Genomic DNA, 17440 nt, shown 5'->3' on the forward strand with positions numbered 1-17440 from the left:
GGAATGTGGCTGTACGGAAAATATATAGCGATTTTGTTTAAGTCGCAAATGCAGTATCGCACTTCATTCATTCTGCTTGCTGTCGGTCAATTTCTTATTCCGTTTTCTGTTTTTGCAGGGCTGTATTTTATGTTTGATCGTTTTGGTCAAATCAAAGGATGGGATTTTCAAGAGGTCGCACTTTGCTTCTCCATTATTCATATGGCATTTGCACTTAGTGAATGCTTTGCACGAGGCTTCGATGGATTCTCAAGCCTAGTCGCAAACGGAGATTTTGACAGAGTATTAGTGCGTCCCCAGAGCACAGTTCTACAAGTGCTAGGGTCGAAATTTGAGTTTAGCCGCGTCGGGCGGCTGCTGCAAAGCATCATTGTTCTCGTTTGGGCGATTAGTCAGCTTTCTGTGGAGTGGTCCATTCTAAAGCTGCTCGTCCTGTTATTTATGATCATAAGCGGCGTGTTTATATTTACCGGTATATTCATGCTGGCTGCTGCGATGTGTTTTTGGACGATACAAGGTTTGGAGATCGCGAATATATTTACCGATGGCGGAAAGGAAATGGCGCAGTATCCGCTCGATATTTATAAGAAATGGGTGACACGCTTCTTTACATTCATTATTCCGTTTGGCTGCGTGAATTATTTGCCATTGCTCTACTTATTGGACAAAACGTCGGGTAATGATTTGCCTTATATGCTAGCGCCTCTAGCGGGTATTGTGTTTATCATACCGTGTCTGCTAGTATGGCGATTTGGTGTTCGTCATTATCGGTCAACAGGCTCCTAGATGATGACGATTTGGTTACAACAGCAGGTTATAGCAACAAGATATGGTATACTATTCGTTAATCTACTATCGTAATTTGGAATAATAGCCAAGGGGGGTAACGCTTTGAAATCAATCGTGATTCAGGAGCTTGCAGAGCGATTTTCACTAGAGGTGCTAGCTGGAGCGGATAAGCTTGATCGGAAAATTTTGAAGGCAAGGGCTTATCGCCCTGGGTTGGAGTTTGTTGGTTACTTTGATTTTTTCCCACAGGAGCATGTACAAATTTTGGGCAAGAAGGAAATCAATTATCTGCACAGCTTAAGTGAGGATGAGCGAAATCATCATATAGGCAATATCGTTAAATATCATCCCCCTTGCTTCGTCGTGACCGCAGGTCAAGAAGGACTGAAATACTTAACGAAATATTGTGATCAAGAGGGCATCCCTTTGCTGCGTACAAAGGTAGCCACGGCACAGTTTTTGGGGATGCTTGATGCTTATTTGCTTAATACGCTGGCTCCAGAAATCTCGATTCACGGCATTTGCCTGAACGTATCGGGCATTGGCATTTTGCTGCGCGGCAAGTCAGGGATTGGGAAGAGCGAGACGGCCCACACGTTGATTAGAAAAGGCTCTAGACTCGTTGCGGATGATATCGTCGTGTTAAAGAAGCTTAGCTCGCAAACGCTGCTTGGCACTCACAACGGGAAAACGAAGGAGTTTCTTGCGCTTCGCAGTATCGGTCTCATAAATGTCGTTAGGTTATATGGCCGGCAGGCGTTTCAGGATGAAACTCGAATTGTGCTTGACATTGAGCTGACGAAATGGCGGGATAATGAGCTTAATAATGATTTGGAGCTGGAGTCTAAATTCACAGAATACATGGGAGTTCAAATCCCGCATATCGAAATTCAGCTGCAGCCAGGCAGAGATGTGGCAGGCTTAATCGAAGCTGCGGCAAACAACTGGTATTTGAAGCAGCAGGGCTATAGTGCAGTTGAAGAGTTTATGAAACGGTTGGAATTTTAGCAGGCACTTTGATTAAAAAGTAAACGACTATCCATTTGCTATTAAATCATGATACACTATTGGCAGAGAAAGCTCATCCTAGCGCACAAGTCCGGACAGATTCGAAGGAGGAAATCGCGTGGAAAACTGCTCAATCGTAACAAAACCTGCGATACATTTGGCGGGGATCAACTACTGCGGTCCATATTCATCATTTCCAGATGAGGCTATTCGGCTGCAAGCTGAGTTTCTTACTCGCAAGCATGAGTTGAATGACGCAGCCAAATCTACGGTATTGTACAGCCCGTATTTTGGAAATGAAGTGTTTGCTACCTATTGGGCTTGTTATGAGGTGCAGCACATGGAGGAGTTGCCTCCAGGAATGGTGCAGTTCACAATTCCAGAGCATCGTTACGCGATGGTAGCATCCTCAACTAAAAGAATTGGCGAAGGGTACGAGCAGCTTCATGCTTGGATTAGCGAGATGCAGTTAGAGAAGCAGGAGAACGCTGTGTCGCTCGAATTATTTTATATTGAACAGCATTTGGAGGAAGAGCCGGTAGAATTGCTTATTCCGCTCAAAGGATAATTTATATGATATGCTTGCGCGCAGCCAAATCGAAGGTAAGAATGGATGACATTCCCTTCGATTTGGTTTGCGAGGGCAAGCTTTTTTTGTTTGGCCACAGCAGCCGATGAGGCGAGGACGCTTAAATGAAAGCAAGGGGAAAGGGCGTTTCAAGCTTGAAGCATAGAGGAATCGTCATGTTATTGACTCTAGGAATGATGGCAGGCGTAATTAGCGGAACAGTGTTAGGTTTCGCTATGAAGCTGTTGGAGCAGATGACAGGCTCAGCGGTATACGTACTGCTACTAAATATTGATTTTGTAAAGTGGGTTCCGGATGGTCTGAATGAGCAGCTGGAGTTTGCGCTGCATCTGATCGTTTCTATCCCACTTGCTATCATCTATTTAGCGCTCCTGTCCATTTGGCGTTCTCCAGTTGTACTTAGTTTTGGGATGAGTATTGCTGCCGCATGCTGTACTTGGATTCCGCTTACGCAGTTGTCCGTGCGGACCCCGGACATGAGTGATTTGACGGCGCTTTTCTGGTGGCTGATGGGTCATTTCCTGTACGGCGCTGTACTGGCTTGCTTTGGCGTTTTTTGGTTAAGGAGAGGAGGAGAAGAAGGTTGAGTTTTCCGCTTTATATTGTTGATGCTTTTTCAATGGAACGATTCAAGGGAAATCCTGCTGCGATATGTTTTCTTGACGAGCCGCAGTCGGAGGGCTGGATGCAGCAGGTAGCTGCAGAAATGAATTTATCAGAGACAGCATTTGTAGTGCCGGGGACGGACTGCTGCCATTTAAGATGGTTTACGCCGGTTTCAGAGGTTGACTTGTGTGGACATGCGACGCTTGCCACTGCTCATATGATGTGGGAATCAGGCAGATTGCCAAAGGATGAGACTGCGCGATTCATGACCAGAAGCGGACCCTTGTCGGCTGTTCTCCTCGGAGATTGGATCGAAATGGATTTTCCAGCAGAGCCGCCGGAAGCTGTGCTTGCGCCAGAGGAGCTTATTCAGGGGCTTGGGCTCATTCCGAGATTCGTTGGACGCAACCGGATGGATTATTTCGTTGAGGTGGACAGCGAGGAGACGGTGCGGACGCTTCGTCCGGATTTTGGGCTCCTTGCAAGAGTGGAGGCTCGCGGTGTCATTGTAACAAGCCGCTCTACGGGCACCACTTATGATTTTGTGTCGCGGGCATTTTATCCTGCTACTGGTGTTAATGAGGACCCTGTAACCGGTTCAGCGCATTGCGCGCTTGCGCCCTATTGGGCAAGGCGGCTGCGCAGGAATGAGTTGGTCGGTTATCAGGCATCGGAACGCGGCGGTATCGTAAAGGTGCGGCCGGCGGGTGATCGTGTTTATTTGTCTGGACAAGCTGTGACGATATTAAAGGGACAATTGGAGGGTTAAAGCTATGCTTATATTGAAGCTTCCGAAGGAACAAAAGGAAGAGCTAACCACGAAGGTGCAGCAGTTTTTTGAGGAGGAGCGTTCGGAGACGATCGGCTCGATTGCAGCAGAGCAGCTGCTTGATTTTATGCTGAAGGAGATCGGCCCGCATGTATACAATCATGCAATCCATGATGCGCGCAAGGTTGTTCTGGAGCGGATGCAATCGCTGGAGGACGAGCTATACTCGCTGGAGAAGCCTGTTTCTGCTAAACGGTGAAGCAAGAGCTAGGCGATGCGAAAGGGGATGGCCGAATGGAGCAATTGCTCGTCTATTCTAATAAAACCAGATTCAAGAACACCATTCGTTTATTAAGATATATGAATTACATACAAAGTTAGGCAGGCGCTAGTTGGCCTGCTATTTTTATTGGGATATCAGGCAGGATAGCGCTGTAGTTGGTTAGTTGAAGAGCCAGTTAGAGAAGCGATTGGTGGATCAGTTCTAGAATAGTCGTAAATTCACTCCGAGCACGAACATCTGCTTCATCTTCAGAAAATAGGCTCTCCACCGCTCTGCAGACGATCCACCTGACACAGTAGATTGACCTTCGCATGCAGACGATTCACCTGACACAGTAGATTGACCTTCGCTCGTAGAATATCTACCTTACACAGTAGACTCCGCTCCCCAGCAGGCTATCCTGCACATATGCACTAACTTCGCGCTTTTCAGCCTTAGCGAGCAGCCTATCCTGCAGATATGCATTAGAATAGACTGATTTAGGCTTAAGACACACTTATAAGGCTCTCTATAGTGCGGGAGTGCAACATAGTTACGTTGGAGCTCGAAGAAACAGTTGCTACCTTGCTAAAGTGCAGGATAGCAGCGGAGTACTGTTAGCTGTAACAAAGAAAATAGAAATGAATGGGGTCATATTGTTTATTGACCTTAATGCTCCGATTAGTTTAAGAGAATCTGTTATTGACTTAATTCTGCTATTGAGAGGTCAGTTGAAAAATATTGTTGAGCATTATGGTGACTTACGAGGTGTGACAAATCGATTACATACTTGGAATCAGTTATGGAACAGGTCAAGTAACAAAAAATCCCCTGTTCAGCCTGCGTAACGAACGCTAGGAAGAATAGAGGACTTTTATAAGCTAGCCCTTTGCCTTTTTTGACGAGGTAATTGGCTTGCTTGCACTTACTTTGTTTTTTCCTGTTGTTTTTGAAATGTACATTGCTTCATCTGCAAGCTTTATCATTTCTTGAATGTCCTTGCTCTCCTTGGAGGTGCAATAGCCAACGCTAATCGTAACCATTGATTCTTGCTCAACTCTGCGGCGAATGGATTCGGCAACAACTTCTGGCTTCACCAGCTCCGTACTAATACAGCTGAGCAGCTCTTCTCCGCCATAACGGCCGGCAGAGCCAATGCCGCTGGATTCCTCTTTTATAATTTCAGCTACCTGCTTAAGTACGCCATCGGCCCTATGATGACCATAAGTATCGTTCAATTTCTTGAAGTTATCAATATCACAGAAGATAATGGCCATCGATTTGCTCGATTGGAGCAGCTGCTCGGCCTTGGAAGAAAAATGACGACGATTATATAGTCCAGTTAAGCCATCTATAATCGATGATTGGTAGGTATGCATAAGACGCTCGATGACCCATTCAAAGAGCAATAAAAATAAGAGTGCGTAATACACAATCGGCAGCAGTTGACTAACGGACACGAGCCACATTAGCGAATCGTGAAAGACATAGGCATTAGCAAGTCTTGCGACCTCACATGCAAAGAAAACAACGAGGCTTGCATAATATTTTGAGCTCATATTTGCGCTTCTCGTATCGAGCATGATCATAAAAATAACAATTAAGCCATAAAAGTCGAGCGCAGGAAACGTGAAGGCTTGCGGAGCAATCTCTGTCTCTATCGTGAAGGGAGTGATCGCAAATTGTATGCCTGCAATAACAAATGTCATCATACTCATAATAATAAAGGGGATGACTTTAAGCTGTGCGGAACGATGAGTATATAATTTCATGAAAACAAAGTTTATAATAATAAAAGAAATGATCTGTAAAATGGTGAAAGCTAAATAAAGCCATGGGGAGAATGAATGCCCTGGATAGGCTAGTACGACAAGCAAGCCTTGTTTGGCAATAATGAGCGGTATCGTCGTAATGAGCAAGCGGTAAATTTGTTTATTGCGGTAGCTGACATAAAGCCGTACCGACATAAAGAGCATTAAGACGAGAATGACGATAGCTGCCGATGAAGAAAGAAGCTGAGCGGTCGGGCCTGAAAGCCATTGTGTAATAGACATTAGATTACCACCGTTAGTTTGTATTGGGTATGTTCGCTTTACAGAAACATACGTTCTAATATATCATGTTTTACGATGAACGAACAGTCAAGCCGTATGTTTTATGTTGAAAGGATGGGACAGATGAATATTTTACAAGCATTGTTTTTTCCACCGGAGCAGCCGGGAGGCGTATCTTCCATGATCCCGTATATTCAGGATAGATTCATAAAGCTAGGCTGGCAGATGGACTTATTCTCTCTGCCCAAGCGTGTGAGAAATAAAGGACAAGAGGAAATCGTATTTGATACCTTTGATCATACCGTTTACAAAGGCAATGTAATGGTAGATAAATATATTCAAACCTATAAAGATTACGTATGGTGGACGAAACTGAGGATAACAAAGCCGTATGATATCATTCATGCGCATCATCCGATTGCTGCATTAGTCATGAAGCAGATATTTCCGGATACGCCGCTGGCGGTTACGATTCACTCCAGCTTTGAGCGTGAGCTTATTTTGAATGGGAGAATTAAAGAAGGCGGTCCAGAGCATCAGTTTTTGATGAGTTTGTATGGGGAGCTTGAGGCGAAGGCTGATCATTTGCTGACGGTATCAGAATCATTTCGAACCTACATTGCACCGCATATTAAGCACCCGGAACGAATTAAAGTAATTCCAAACGGTTTTGATGAAAAACGGTTCAGACCGATTGCCCATGAAAATGAGGTAACTCAGCTTATAACGGTGTGCAGGCTTGTTCCTGCAAAAGGTCTCGATATCCTGCTGCATGCTTGCGCTGAGCTGAAGAAAAAAGGACATCCGTTTGTCCTTCATATTATTGGAGATGGACCGATTCGCGAAGAGCTTGAGGCGCTGGCGGTAGAGCTTGACCTTTATGATGACATTATCTTCTATGGCTATATGCTGCATCCAGAGGAATTTATGCCATTTTTTGATGTGTTCGTGCTGCCTTCACGTGCTGAAGCATTCGGCTCTGTATTTGCGGAAGCAGCATTATGCTGGCTTGCCCTCGTAGGCACGAATGTCGGCGGGATTGCTGAGCAAATTGAAGATGGTGTTAATGGCTTGCTAGTACCCCCAGAGAATCCAATAGAGTTGGCTAACGCTCTTGAGAAGGTGGTTACCGACCCTACTTATCGATATAACCTGGCTAGGGCAGGCTCGGACAAAGCGAAAAAGGTATATTCGCTGCAGCGCGTTATTGCGCAGTTAAAAAAGGTTTATCTCGATATGAAGCCGGAGTAATAGCAGAATATAAGAATAGGCGGTCATAGCATGTCGGTATCTTTTCGATTTATTCATGCAGCGGATTTGCATCTGGATAGTCCTTTCCGCGGACTTGCGAAGGCGCCTGAACAGGTGAGGGACGCTTTGCGCGATTCTACCTTCGCAGCGTTGCGACAATTAACGCGGGCTGCGATTCGCGAGCATGTTGATTTCATTGTGCTAGCAGGAGATTTGTTCGATGAATCGGATCGCTCGCTGCGAGCGCAGCTTATGCTCGTTCGCGAGTGGGAGAAGCTTGGTGAGCATGGCATTGCTGTATACGTTATTCATGGAAATCATGACCCGCTGAACGGTGTGCGAGCAGATTTGAACTTACCGCCGAATGTGCATGTTTTTGGAGCGGGGCAGATGGAATATCGGCCGGCTTATCGCAGGGGCGGTGAGCTGGCTGCTTTTGTTTACGGTAGATCGTATGGCACGCGAGTCATGAGCGAAAATATTGCTGCCGCTTACCAAATCGAGCCGGAAGCTCCATTTCACATTGCGCTGCTTCATGGAAACGTCGATGGCGATGCTGCGCATGACCCTTACGCGCCTTGCTCGTTGGACGAGCTGATCGGCGGAAAAGGCTTTGATTACTGGGCACTTGGCCATATTCATCATCGAAGAGTGCTTCATGAATACCCGCATGTCATTTATGCAGGAAACACACAAGGACGAAATCCTCGTGAAACGGGTGCAAAGGGCTGCTATCTTGTTGATGTGTCTGCATCAAAAGCGATTGAGCTGAATTTTTTGCCGCTTGATGCAGTACGCTGGCTTGAGCATAGCTATTCGATTGCGGGGGCTTCCTCCGAGCAAGAGCTTTTGCAGCAGCTGGATTCGCTGCTTGACGAGCTGCTGACGGAGGCGGCGGAGCGGTCGATCATGCTTCGCCTTAGTCTGATCGACCGTGGACCGCTCCATCAGAAGCTGTCAGAGCCAGCAGTCGTGCGGACGCTGCTTGAGCAGCTGCAAAAAAGACGAGGCTTTGTTAACGGGGAGCCTTGGCTGTACGTTTATAGTATGGAAGTAGGCACGGGAGCTGAGATCAATTGGGAGGAGCTTGCGGCGGAGGATAGCTTTGCTGGGGAGCTCTATCGTTTGAGTGCTGAATTAAAAGAGGACACTGCGCTCTGGCGAGATTTTGCGAAGGAAGCGGTAAGCGCGATGACGGGTCATGCGAAGCTGGGGCGTATGCTTCAAGGCAAATGGGACGAGCTGCCGGAGCGCTGGCTGGAGCAAGCAAGAGAGCTGACGCTGGGAGCTATTCATAGCAATGAGCGGGACGGCTAAGGCTGGGGCAGCAGAGTGCTGCTAGCACCTTTAGGAGATGACGATGAGCATGAAGCTTGTGAAGGCTGAAATTGACGGATTTGGACAGCTATATGGACGACAGATTTCGCTGGATGCGCCTGTCGTTATCGTCTATGGACCGAATGAAGCAGGCAAAAGCACGATGTTTGGCTTCATCCGCTCGATGTTATTTGGGTTTGCCAAGCGCGGACAGCAAAGCGAACGACAGGAGCCGGTAAATGGCGGTCGACATGGCGGCCGGTTGTTTTTTCGCAATGCGGAAAATGAGCATTTTGTTCTGGAGCGTTATGCATCAGAGAGCTCAGGCAAGCTGAAGCTGCGCGGATTAGCATTTGTGCCAAGCGGCAATGACCAGCTTGATCATAGTGGAATTGAGGCAAATGATTTGTTTTATTCAGCAGGCACGTCACTTCTGCAAGGAGACTGGGAGCGGCAGTTTCTGGGCGGTGTGAGTGAAAGGTTGTATCGCCAATTATTTGCGATCACGCTTACGGAGCTGCAGGAGGTCGGGGCGCTATCAGGCGATGAGCTTGGGCAGTACTTGCATCAAGCAGGCTGGGACAGCGGCAAGAAAATTGCAGCAGCGGAAAAACGCTTAGCACAGGAGATGGAAACGCTCTTCAAGCCTCGAGGCTCTAATCAGCTAATGAATCAGCAGCTCAAATCGCTTGAGCAGCTTGAAGCTTTGCTGCGCAAGCGGGAAGATTCAATCGCCGCGTACAACGATCTCGTTGCACAGACGAAGAAGCTGGAGACTGCGATAAGCCGCATGGAAACGGAGCTGCCGGCAAGTGCGGATCGACAGCGACTGCTGAGGAAAGCCTGCTCGGTTCGGCCGCTATGGATTCACAAGCAGAAGCTGCTTGTGGAGAGAGAGGCTTTGGCTTACGCAGCTCGCTTATCTGAGCATGCCGAGAGAAGCTGGGCGGAGCTGTTAAGGCAGCGGACAGAGCAGCGCGAGGAGCGGGAGAAGCATAGGCAAAAGCATATGCTGTTGGAGCTGCAGCTTGAGACAATCAGCTATGATGATCGTCTCCTCCGATTGGGCGATGAAATAGAGGCGCTGCTGCAAGCCTCGGACAGTATGCGTGCGCTTAATCAGGATCGTACGGAGCTGGAGTTAGAGCTGAGGGAGCAGGATGAGAGAATTGCAAGGCTTGTCAGCAGCATTGCGCCGGAGTGGACGGAGCGGCAGCTGCGAGAGCTGAATGTGACGGTAGCTGACCGCGATTTGGTGCGCACCGAGCGGCAGCAGGAGCTTGAGCTGACGCGAGCGGAGGAGCGGATCGCAGCCGAGCTTGAGACGCTAAAGCAGCAGGAGCGGGAAGCGTCGCTTGCTTTGGAGGAGGCGAGGAACGCAGCGGAACGGGAGCAGACTCGCCTCGAGCGAAGAAGCGGCGAGCGGTTTGAGGTGCTTCCAAGCTCGCGGGAAGCGCTGAGAGGGGCGTGGAACGCCCTCGATCATGCGCTCCGCGAGTGGGAGCTGGGGCGTGTGCGCCTCTCTGGAAGCGGCGAAGAGCCGGCTGGAAGGGGACAGGCAGCAGGCCGGAGCGGAGCCGGCCTGCTGTGGGCTGCTGCGGCAGGCGCCGGAGGAGCGGCGCTGGCACTCGTTGTTGGTGCTGGCGAGGTAACCGCGGCAGCACTGGTGCTTGCTGGAGCAGCGCTCGCGTTAGCAGCTGCTGCTATGCTTCGGAGCCGCAGCGTAGGAGATCTGCGAAGCGCGAAGAAACAAGGGCGCGGGAGCAGCAGCAGAGACGGAAGCTCATCTAGAGCGAGCAGAACGACGGCTTCAGCGCTCTTAGAATACGAGAGGCGCGTGCTGCAAGCGCTGGAGGCTATAGTGCGAGAGCCAGAAGAGGCAGCGGCAGCGCTGCTTGCTGCGAAGCATCAGAGCACCGCTGATGAGCATACGCTCGCTGCTGAACAGGCGCGCACACAGCTGCGCGCCGCAGTAGAGACCCGTCTCGAGGCGCTGCAAAGCAGCGAGCGCCTCCTCGACCATTGCAGCGAGCTCGCCCACCGCCTTGAGCGGGTGCGCGCACACGCTGCAGGGCGCAGCGAGGCCGCGGCCGCCGCTTCGCAAACAAGGCAAGCGACCGCCCGGCAATGGGCCGGCTGGCTTGCAGCTCGCTCGCTGCCGGCCGGCATGTCTCCGGCCGCGGTGCTCGAAGCATTCGAGCTTGCCGAGCAAGCCTTGCAGCGGCTGCAGCACTATGACAGGCTGGCGGCGAAGCACGCCGCCGCAGGCAGTACAGTGACCGCTTACGCTAAGCAAGCGGCCGAGCTGTGCTCGTATTTCGAGGAAGCTGCTGCTCAGGTCGCTGCTGACCCTGCTCTCGCTTTGCGGCTGCTGCATGCCGAGATACGCCGACATGCAGCAGCCAAGCAGGACGCGCTAGCTATTATCGCGCGCCGTGAAGAGCTGAGCCTCGCGATACAGACCGCGGATTTGAGGCTGCAGGAGCTGAATGGCGAAATAACCGCGCAGATTGCGGCAGCGGAGCTTTCAAGCGAAACCGAATATGAGCTGGCAATTACGCATCGCCGCTCCTTACACGATATAGAGCTTGAGGTGTCCAAGGCCGAGCTGGAAATAACCGCTGGTTTGTCGGCAGAGCGAATTCGTGAGCTGGAACAGCTATTCGAGACACAGGATGAGGAGCAGCTGCAGGCTCTGCAATTCATGTCGCAGGCAGAGCACGATGAGCTGGAAACGGAGCGGCGAGAATCGTTGGAGCAGCGAGGAAGGCTTCAGCAGTCGCTTGAGTATCTTTTGCAGGAAGAGGAGCAGCAGAGGCTGATTTCGGAGAAGGAAATGACGGTTGCACAGCTGGAGCAGGCAGTCGAGCGCTACGCTATTCTATCCATAAGCGCAGCTTTAATTAATCGTACGAAACGGATATACGAGGAAGAGCGCCAGCCAATCGTACTTCGCAATGCTTCGCGTTTTATTGCTAAGCTCACAGATGGCAAATATATTCGGGTTTTGACGACGCCGGGAGAGTCTGGCATAAAGCTTGAGACGGCGGAGCAGCGTTTAATTGACAGCGGAATGCTGAGCAGGGGCACCGCTGAGCAGGTTTACCTTGCTATGCGGCTCGCTCTAGCTGAGGAAGCCTCGCATGGGGCTAAGCTTCCACTTCTGCTGGATGATGTTTTTGTTAATTTTGACAAAGGCCGCCTGCATGCTGTGGCGAAGCTGCTCGCAGAGCTGTCCAGCGAAAGGCAAATGATTGTGATGACCTGTCATGAGCATGTGAGAGATGCCTTGTTGGAACATTGTCATGAAGCAGCTCTCGTGCAGCTTTAGTCTTTAATAAATATATAAGATTTTATAAGTTTTCAATTATATATGCTTATATATCACTGCGAAATGAGCTTTGCCTTTAAAGGACGGCGCCAGCCGTTTACGCTTGAAATATAGGAAAGTATAAGTTTTACATTTATACTCCGCCTATATTTTTGTGAGAAACTTCTTGTCCTTAGCAAGGACAAGAAGTTTCTTCTTATGTACCAGGTGAATTTAGTTGGCAGCTACGCGTTTGCGGATGATCAAAATAAGCCAGCCGAAGCTGATTAATCCAAACAGCGGATAAAGAGTGGATAGAAGCAATCCGAAGCCAATCTGACTGGCGAAGTAGCAGACCACAAGGATGAGCAGCACAATTAAGCTTCGCGCCCATTTTAATCGCTCATGAAGCTGTAGGGTGAGCCCGTAGATATCGGCGATGAGTGTTGTGAAGATTTCTGCAAAAATAATAAATACATAAATGAACTGCACGCTTGGTCCAAGCTGGCGGGCAATGCCGCCCATCGGAATAGCAAACTGCTGGATGCCTGGCATATGAACCGATAATGCGATGTGTCCAGCGAGCAGCATGAAGCCGATGCCGATACCACCCACCCAAGAGCCTGCAATGATTACCTTGCGGTCGCGTATTTCAGCGCCAAGCGGGACGAGCACCGCTTGTGACATGGATAGGTTGAAAGCCGTGTATAAAAATGGAGCAGCCCACGCTGCCCAGATCGAGTGGTCGCTTGCTAGCGTTAGAAACTTGTCAGCGCCAGGCGTTCTGAATGTATCGATAATGATGAGTACGGTAAACAAAAGCATGATCGGGACGACGATCGCATTGACGGTCAGAATGGCATTCATACCTTTGCGGAGCAAGAAAAAGCAAGCGGCCATCGTAATAAGCAGGCCGGACTGATAGGAAATGTTCCAATGCTCGTAGAAAATCGTACCGGCGCCAGCTAGCATAACTGCTGTTACCCCGAGGAGCACGACGAGCATGAAATGGCTGATGAGGCGACCGTACTTGTCTCCAAATAAGGCTTTATTTAAGTCCTCATAAGACTTTGCCCGAATTTGGCTCGCAATAAGCATCATTTTGGTGCCTAACCAAATGAATAAAATGGTGGACAAAGCAATCGTAATGGTTCCCCAATACCCGAAGCGAGTGAAAAATTGTAATATTTCTTGACCGGTTGCAAATCCAGCTCCTACGATTGTACCCATGTAGGTTGAAGCAATCTGCAATACTTTCCCTGTACGCTTCCACATCGTCTACCGTCCTCCGTTCGATGGCTCTCTATACTAAGAGAGTATGTCTGAGGAGGGACAGGCATGACTTTTTTTGAAATATAGGAAAGTATTAGATTCACATTTATACTCCGCCTATATTTTGGGGACTTTGTGTGGAATGCTGCTTTTTCATTAATCGGGATTATAATTTTTACGGCGCTGCTGGAATGGTAGCAATGGTTAGCTGAGAGCGAGCAGCTTGATTGATACGATTTGATTGTGCTCGGGGTCTAAATCGAGTTTTAGCAGCGCGTTTTTAGCAGTATAGGTTAGTAGGTATGTGGTTTGTTTATCAGGCTTGCCAAGTGAGTGCAGCGCTGTCTCGGGCGTATCGCCAATCCGGAGACCGCTTAAACCAGGGGAGATAAGCTCGCTGTAAACCTCAATAAATTGTATTTTCTGATTATGATTAATGCCGAGTGCAAAGCCGTCGTATTCAAGCACATTAATGCTTCCTGATGCTTCCTCGAGCCGGTAGCTGTCGAGCGGTAAGCCATGCAGCTTATTTACGGTCGTCTCTTTGTCTCCAATAGCTAAGCCGTGCAGCAAAGGACGCTCATCCGACCATTCTGAATCTTGGCTTTCTGTCTTCACAGCTGCTTTCGAACCGTCATTTTCGCGTATCGTGGATGTTTCTGCATTCGTATCGCTTGTCGTATCTACACGGTTTAAATGCGGTTCTTTGATTAGCAGGTCAGAGTCGGTCTGCTCGCTGTATGTTTTTTGAGGACTATCAGGCTCTATGTTCTTTACTGATTGCAACGGTGACGTGTCGGTGCCACTGATATTAGTTGAGGCGGGAGGCGCATTCTGACAGCCGGCAAGGAGAATGACGAGCGCAGAAGCGGTCGTTAGTAATGCAGCTTTATTTGTAGCTTTTCTTGTGAGGTACATAGACTGCACTCCTTTCTATCTATGAATAATCGGATTTATCGTCGGTTTCTATGAATATTAGAGGAACATGGGCATCTAACTTGTAAAGCTATACCTATTAGACGTCTTTACATGGAAAAAGTTACTCTTTTTTTCCGTAGATTTGAAATTTTTCCTCAGAAGTACTTAGTTTTTTTCTCTGGAATTTAACTGAAGCTGCGGAGAGGGTTGCACAGTTTGCCTGACCTATGGTACGTTAACGAAAAGGATTTTGGTGGAGGTAATGAATGATGGAAAGCTTAAAACAACGTATTTTAGCGGAATCATCCGTATTGTCGAATAATGTGCTGCGGATGGATGCTTTGATCAACCACCAGGTCGACCCTGCATTGACGATGGAGATGGGACAAGAATTCGCAAGACGCTTTTCTGAAGAGTCTATAACGAAGGTCATAACGGTTGAATCATCTGGAATACCGGCTGCCTATGCTACGGCATATACGCTTGGCGTACCTCTTGTGTTTGCACGTCGGAAGAAGACATTAATTGCGGATCCAGACGCGTATGTGGAGAGAGTTCCTTCCTTTACAAAAGGGATCGTGACGGATATCATGGTCTCAAAGCAGTTTCTAACAGCAGAAGATCGGGTACTATTTATCGATGACATTATTGCTAATGGCGATGCTGCACGCGGACTAATAAAAATTATTCAGCGTTCCGGAGCAACGTTAATCGGACTTGGCGTCGTCGTCGAGAAGTCGTTCCAAGCTGGAGGCAAAACATTGCGGGAGCAAGGTATACGAGTGGAGCCGCTCGTCCGAATTTCATCACTTGATAATGGTGAAATTAAATTCGAGTAGAATATACCAGGACAATTGCTCTTTTCGCAAAAGTCATTATCGCTTATAATAATACAGAAGTGATCTAGGGGAGGCATAAGATATGGGGGAAATGTCTGCAGAGTTTATGTATGCGAAGCTAACTGACGCGAAAGTCCACTTTGAGCGTGCATTGGATTGTAAACATACGGAATTTGATGATTTGTATCCTTATATGATTGAGCATCCGCAGTTTTTCTGGTACAAGCGCTATGTAGCTTGGTCTGAGCTGCTGACGATTGTAAAGCTGTGCGAAGAGCTGTCTTATGAATGGCGGGAACAGTTCACTGAGCGTCAGGGCGAATATATTGGCAAACGTGTGATGTCATCGCGCGTACTTGATGAGTGGTACGAAACTAATGATGCGAAAGAGCATGCGGGTTAATGAACAAGCTAGAGGTCTCGCTGTATCATTTTTAATATTTTGAACGGAGCCTCAATGTGATGCGATAGCGTCCGTTGAGGTTTTTCAAAATATAGGAAAGTATAGCTTTTCGCCATACTTTCTCTATATTTCCCCGGAATGAAACGCGCCACCGCCATAAGGACGGCGACAGCCGTTTCACCTTGGGTAGATCAGGAGGGAAATCCATTGATTAGCGAAGAGCAGCTGGACAAGTTCCGCGTTAGCGGTGAGACAATTAGAGTGGTAAGGGACGAAATGGAAGTCAATGATGTTCATGGTATTGTCGTTGCATGGGATGATTCCTCAGTCGTTATTCGTCGTCCTAATCGCCGAGTAGTTAAGTTAAGTCGCATCTACAGCTATGCACCAGTATCAGAGGAAAGAGCAAAGCCTTTTGAGGATGCTACATAGCCCTTCATTTGATAAAAAGCCGCTACCACCAAAAGTGATAGCGGCTTTTTTCGTATCGTTTTTAGCAAGTCGGAAACTTGCCCAGAGCAGGAGCGTTCGTCTTCTTCACACATAGTAGGCTATCTTCCGGTCGCAGAAGGCTCTCCAGCACACAACAGACCCTTCTTCATCAGCAGAATCCACTACCGCACACAGTAGGTTCTCCGCAGCTCCTCCGCAGCCTATCCTGCACATTAGCACTAACTTCGCGCTTTTCAGCCTTCCTCAGCTGTCTATCCTGCACATTAGCATTAGGATAGCCTAAATTAGGCTTAAGACAGATCTGTAAGGCTCTCTATAGTGCTGGAGTGCAACATAGGGAAGCAGGCGCTCGAGAAACCAGGTGCCATCCTGCGAAAGTGCAGGATGGCAGCGCAGTTGAAGATATGACCGAACTATTTATCTTCCTTGAGCAGCTGCTGAAAATCGTGTTTATTTAGTGACAGGAATGGGTATAAGAATATGAGATAACAGCTTCAACTAGGAGGAGTACTTATGGCAGAATTTAATCATGTTGTGGATAAAGAGGGAGAATTGGAGCTCAGCAAAATCGATCAAACGCTGGATCGTATGGACTCCGATAAAAAGGATGAAATTTTACAAAATTTCCAACAGTTTAAAGGCTATCTTGCTAAACGTATCGAGCTAGCTGAAAATATTGGTTTAAACGAGGAGCAGCTAGCTCTGGTAGCGCAGAAGATCGCTGGTTACTTAGCTGAGAACGAAGCGCCTCGCAACAGCGATGAAAAGCTGCTTCAGGAGCTTTGGAAGGTTGGTAATGAGAACGAGCAGCACCATCTAGCCCATCTGCTCGTAAAGCTGGCACAGTCATAAGAGAAGGGCCGCTGATTATCCATTATGGACAATCAGCGGCCTTTTTTTGACTATTTCCATAAATCGAATAAAGGCCCCGTACTTCCAAAAACAGGATCGGTTTCAGGGATCGGCACATGTTTGATTTCCTCTAATGCTTGCGGTCTTTCATCTTGCTTGCCTACTCTCAAATTGTAATGCATGCCATTCGGATATGCTCCAACAATTTTAAAGTCTGTACTGGCTTTCAAGCGTTTATGTCCTGTACCAGCAGGCAAAATAATGATATCACCAGCGCGCAGCTCTAATATCTCCCCATTTTCCCCACCTGCTTGTATAGAAGCGAAGCCGCTTTGTACACCTAACACTTCATGGGCGTTGCTATGGTAGTGATGGTAATCAAACACGCCGTTAATCCAGCTGTTTCGCCAATTGTTTTGATTAAATATTGCTTCTATTTGGTTAGGCTCGTTTTTTGCTGCACCTGGATATAGAAGTAGAGGCAACGTAGGGTGATTTGGAATTCGTCCATCATCGGCAAAAAAATAGGTGATTGCTTTGGGTTTCATGTAAGCAGCTCCACTCTGATTTGTGATGGTTCTATTTTACATTATAATGAATGGATAGGTTGCTGCTTTCTTATAAAAATCGAATGATTCAGGTGCAGACGAAAGGACTCCTTTTTCAAGCAGGCCTGCCTGGAGGTTTATTTGCTATATTTTAGAGAGAATAAATGCTTCAATAGAGGGCTTGCCTATTATCGGACTTA

Annotated in this window: 17 protein-coding genes; 13 read left to right on the top strand and 4 right to left on the bottom strand. The window is 48.0% G+C overall.

Annotated elements, in window-relative coordinates; all coding sequences use genetic code 11:
* The first annotated feature begins 3 nt into the window (after positions 1-3).
* The 6 genes from MHI37_RS12475 to MHI37_RS12500 all read left to right on the top strand — a co-directional run bounded on the left by MHI37_RS12475 (position 4) and on the right by MHI37_RS12500 (position 4020).
* Positions 4-786, top strand: a complete 783-nt coding sequence (locus MHI37_RS12475) for an ABC-2 family transporter protein (RefSeq protein WP_076335785.1) — start codon at positions 4-6, stop codon at positions 784-786.
* 105 nt (positions 787-891) lie between these two features.
* Positions 892-1797 (top strand): HPr(Ser) kinase/phosphatase, encoded by a 906-nt coding sequence (hprK, locus tag MHI37_RS12480; protein ID WP_076335784.1) that lies wholly within the window; start codon positions 892-894, stop codon positions 1795-1797.
* 118 nt (positions 1798-1915) lie between these two features.
* Entirely contained in the window at positions 1916-2365 is a 450-nt protein-coding gene (locus MHI37_RS12485) for a GyrI-like domain-containing protein (RefSeq protein WP_076335783.1), read from the top strand.
* A gap of 125 nt (positions 2366-2490) precedes the next feature.
* Positions 2491-2973: a hypothetical protein gene (locus MHI37_RS12490; protein ID WP_083676132.1), complete on the top strand. Its 483-nt coding sequence runs from the start codon at positions 2491-2493 to the stop codon at positions 2971-2973.
* Positions 2970-3761 carry a PhzF family phenazine biosynthesis protein gene (locus MHI37_RS12495; RefSeq protein WP_076335782.1) on the top strand — a complete coding sequence of 264 codons (792 nt, stop codon included), beginning with the start codon at positions 2970-2972 and terminating at the stop codon, positions 3759-3761. The genes MHI37_RS12490 and MHI37_RS12495 overlap by 4 nt, the downstream gene beginning before the upstream one ends.
* A gap of 4 nt (positions 3762-3765) precedes the next feature.
* Positions 3766-4020 (top strand): DUF2164 domain-containing protein, encoded by a 255-nt coding sequence (locus MHI37_RS12500; protein WP_076335781.1) that lies wholly within the window; start codon positions 3766-3768, stop codon positions 4018-4020.
* Between the two features lie 884 nt (positions 4021-4904).
* Here MHI37_RS12500 and MHI37_RS12505 read toward each other — a convergent pair.
* Positions 4905-6077 (bottom strand): GGDEF domain-containing protein, encoded by a 1173-nt coding sequence (locus MHI37_RS12505; RefSeq protein ID WP_076335780.1) that lies wholly within the window; start codon positions 6075-6077, stop codon positions 4905-4907.
* 123 nt (positions 6078-6200) lie between these two features.
* Between MHI37_RS12505 and MHI37_RS12510 the strand changes: the two genes are divergently transcribed.
* The 3 genes from MHI37_RS12510 to MHI37_RS12520 are packed head-to-tail and all read left to right on the top strand — an operon-like array spanning position 6201 to position 11976.
* A complete protein-coding gene (locus MHI37_RS12510) occupies positions 6201-7328 on the top strand; it encodes a glycosyltransferase family 4 protein (RefSeq protein WP_076335779.1) in 1128 nt (375 codons plus the stop codon).
* Positions 7329-7358: 30 nt separating this feature from the next.
* The gene (locus MHI37_RS12515; protein ID WP_076335778.1) at positions 7359-8645 is read left to right on the top strand and encodes a DNA repair exonuclease; all 1287 of its coding nucleotides are present in this window, start codon (positions 7359-7361) and stop codon (positions 8643-8645) included.
* 43 nt (positions 8646-8688) lie between these two features.
* Positions 8689-11976 carry an AAA family ATPase gene (locus tag MHI37_RS12520; RefSeq protein ID WP_076335777.1) on the top strand — a complete coding sequence of 1096 codons (3288 nt, stop codon included), beginning with the start codon at positions 8689-8691 and terminating at the stop codon, positions 11974-11976.
* A 213-nt stretch (positions 11977-12189) separates the two neighbouring features.
* On the opposite strand, the gene MHI37_RS12525 is transcribed toward MHI37_RS12520, so the two are convergent.
* Both MHI37_RS12525 and MHI37_RS12530 read right to left on the bottom strand, forming a co-directional pair.
* Positions 12190-13230 carry a hypothetical protein gene (locus MHI37_RS12525; RefSeq protein ID WP_076335776.1) on the bottom strand — a complete coding sequence of 347 codons (1041 nt, stop codon included), beginning with the start codon at positions 13228-13230 and terminating at the stop codon, positions 12190-12192.
* Between the two features lie 201 nt (positions 13231-13431).
* Complete coding sequence (locus tag MHI37_RS12530; protein ID WP_076335775.1) at positions 13432-14145, bottom strand: hypothetical protein; 714 nt, start codon at positions 14143-14145, stop codon at positions 13432-13434.
* A 269-nt stretch (positions 14146-14414) separates the two neighbouring features.
* On the opposite strand from MHI37_RS12530, the gene MHI37_RS12535 reads away from it, so the two are divergent.
* The 4 genes from MHI37_RS12535 to MHI37_RS12550 all read left to right on the top strand — a co-directional run bounded on the left by MHI37_RS12535 (position 14415) and on the right by MHI37_RS12550 (position 16692).
* Entirely contained in the window at positions 14415-14984 is a 570-nt protein-coding gene (locus tag MHI37_RS12535) for a xanthine phosphoribosyltransferase (RefSeq protein WP_076335774.1), read from the top strand.
* An 82-nt stretch (positions 14985-15066) separates the two neighbouring features.
* On the top strand, positions 15067-15387 hold the full coding sequence (locus MHI37_RS12540) for a hypothetical protein (protein WP_076335773.1): 321 nt from the start codon (positions 15067-15069) through the stop codon (positions 15385-15387).
* 207 nt (positions 15388-15594) lie between these two features.
* Complete coding sequence (locus MHI37_RS12545; protein ID WP_076335772.1) at positions 15595-15819, top strand: hypothetical protein; 225 nt, start codon at positions 15595-15597, stop codon at positions 15817-15819.
* Between the two features lie 534 nt (positions 15820-16353).
* On the top strand, positions 16354-16692 hold the full coding sequence (locus MHI37_RS12550; RefSeq protein WP_076335771.1) for a DUF3243 domain-containing protein: 339 nt from the start codon (positions 16354-16356) through the stop codon (positions 16690-16692).
* A gap of 50 nt (positions 16693-16742) precedes the next feature.
* On the opposite strand, the gene MHI37_RS12555 is transcribed toward MHI37_RS12550, so the two are convergent.
* Complete coding sequence (locus MHI37_RS12555) at positions 16743-17240, bottom strand: hypothetical protein (protein ID WP_076335770.1); 498 nt, start codon at positions 17238-17240, stop codon at positions 16743-16745.
* Positions 17241-17440: the final 200 nt, after the last annotated feature.

The sequence above is a fragment of the Paenibacillus sp. FSL H8-0548 genome (genome assembly GCF_038630985.1).
Lineage (GTDB): Bacteria > Bacillota > Bacilli > Paenibacillales > Paenibacillaceae > Pristimantibacillus.

Coding starts and splice junctions, on each gene's coding strand:
- MHI37_RS12550 (WP_076335771.1), top strand. CDS start 16,354: ATGGCAGAATTTAATCATGTTGTGGATAAAGAGGGAGAATTGGAGCTC.
- MHI37_RS12505 (WP_076335780.1), bottom strand. CDS start 6,077: ATGTCTATTACACAATGGCTTTCAGGCCCGACCGCTCAGCTTCTTTCT.
- MHI37_RS12520 (WP_076335777.1), top strand. CDS start 8,689: ATGAGCATGAAGCTTGTGAAGGCTGAAATTGACGGATTTGGACAGCTA.
- MHI37_RS12530 (WP_076335775.1), bottom strand. CDS start 14,145: ATGTACCTCACAAGAAAAGCTACAAATAAAGCTGCATTACTAACGACC.
- MHI37_RS12475 (WP_076335785.1), top strand. CDS start 4: ATGTGGCTGTACGGAAAATATATAGCGATTTTGTTTAAGTCGCAAATG.
- MHI37_RS12500 (WP_076335781.1), top strand. CDS start 3,766: ATGCTTATATTGAAGCTTCCGAAGGAACAAAAGGAAGAGCTAACCACG.
- MHI37_RS12510 (WP_076335779.1), top strand. CDS start 6,201: ATGAATATTTTACAAGCATTGTTTTTTCCACCGGAGCAGCCGGGAGGC.
- MHI37_RS12490 (WP_083676132.1), top strand. CDS start 2,491: ATGAAAGCAAGGGGAAAGGGCGTTTCAAGCTTGAAGCATAGAGGAATC.
- MHI37_RS12535 (WP_076335774.1), top strand. CDS start 14,415: ATGGAAAGCTTAAAACAACGTATTTTAGCGGAATCATCCGTATTGTCG.
- MHI37_RS12540 (WP_076335773.1), top strand. CDS start 15,067: ATGGGGGAAATGTCTGCAGAGTTTATGTATGCGAAGCTAACTGACGCG.
- MHI37_RS12555 (WP_076335770.1), bottom strand. CDS start 17,240: ATGAAACCCAAAGCAATCACCTATTTTTTTGCCGATGATGGACGAATT.
- MHI37_RS12525 (WP_076335776.1), bottom strand. CDS start 13,230: ATGTGGAAGCGTACAGGGAAAGTATTGCAGATTGCTTCAACCTACATG.
- MHI37_RS12515 (WP_076335778.1), top strand. CDS start 7,359: ATGTCGGTATCTTTTCGATTTATTCATGCAGCGGATTTGCATCTGGAT.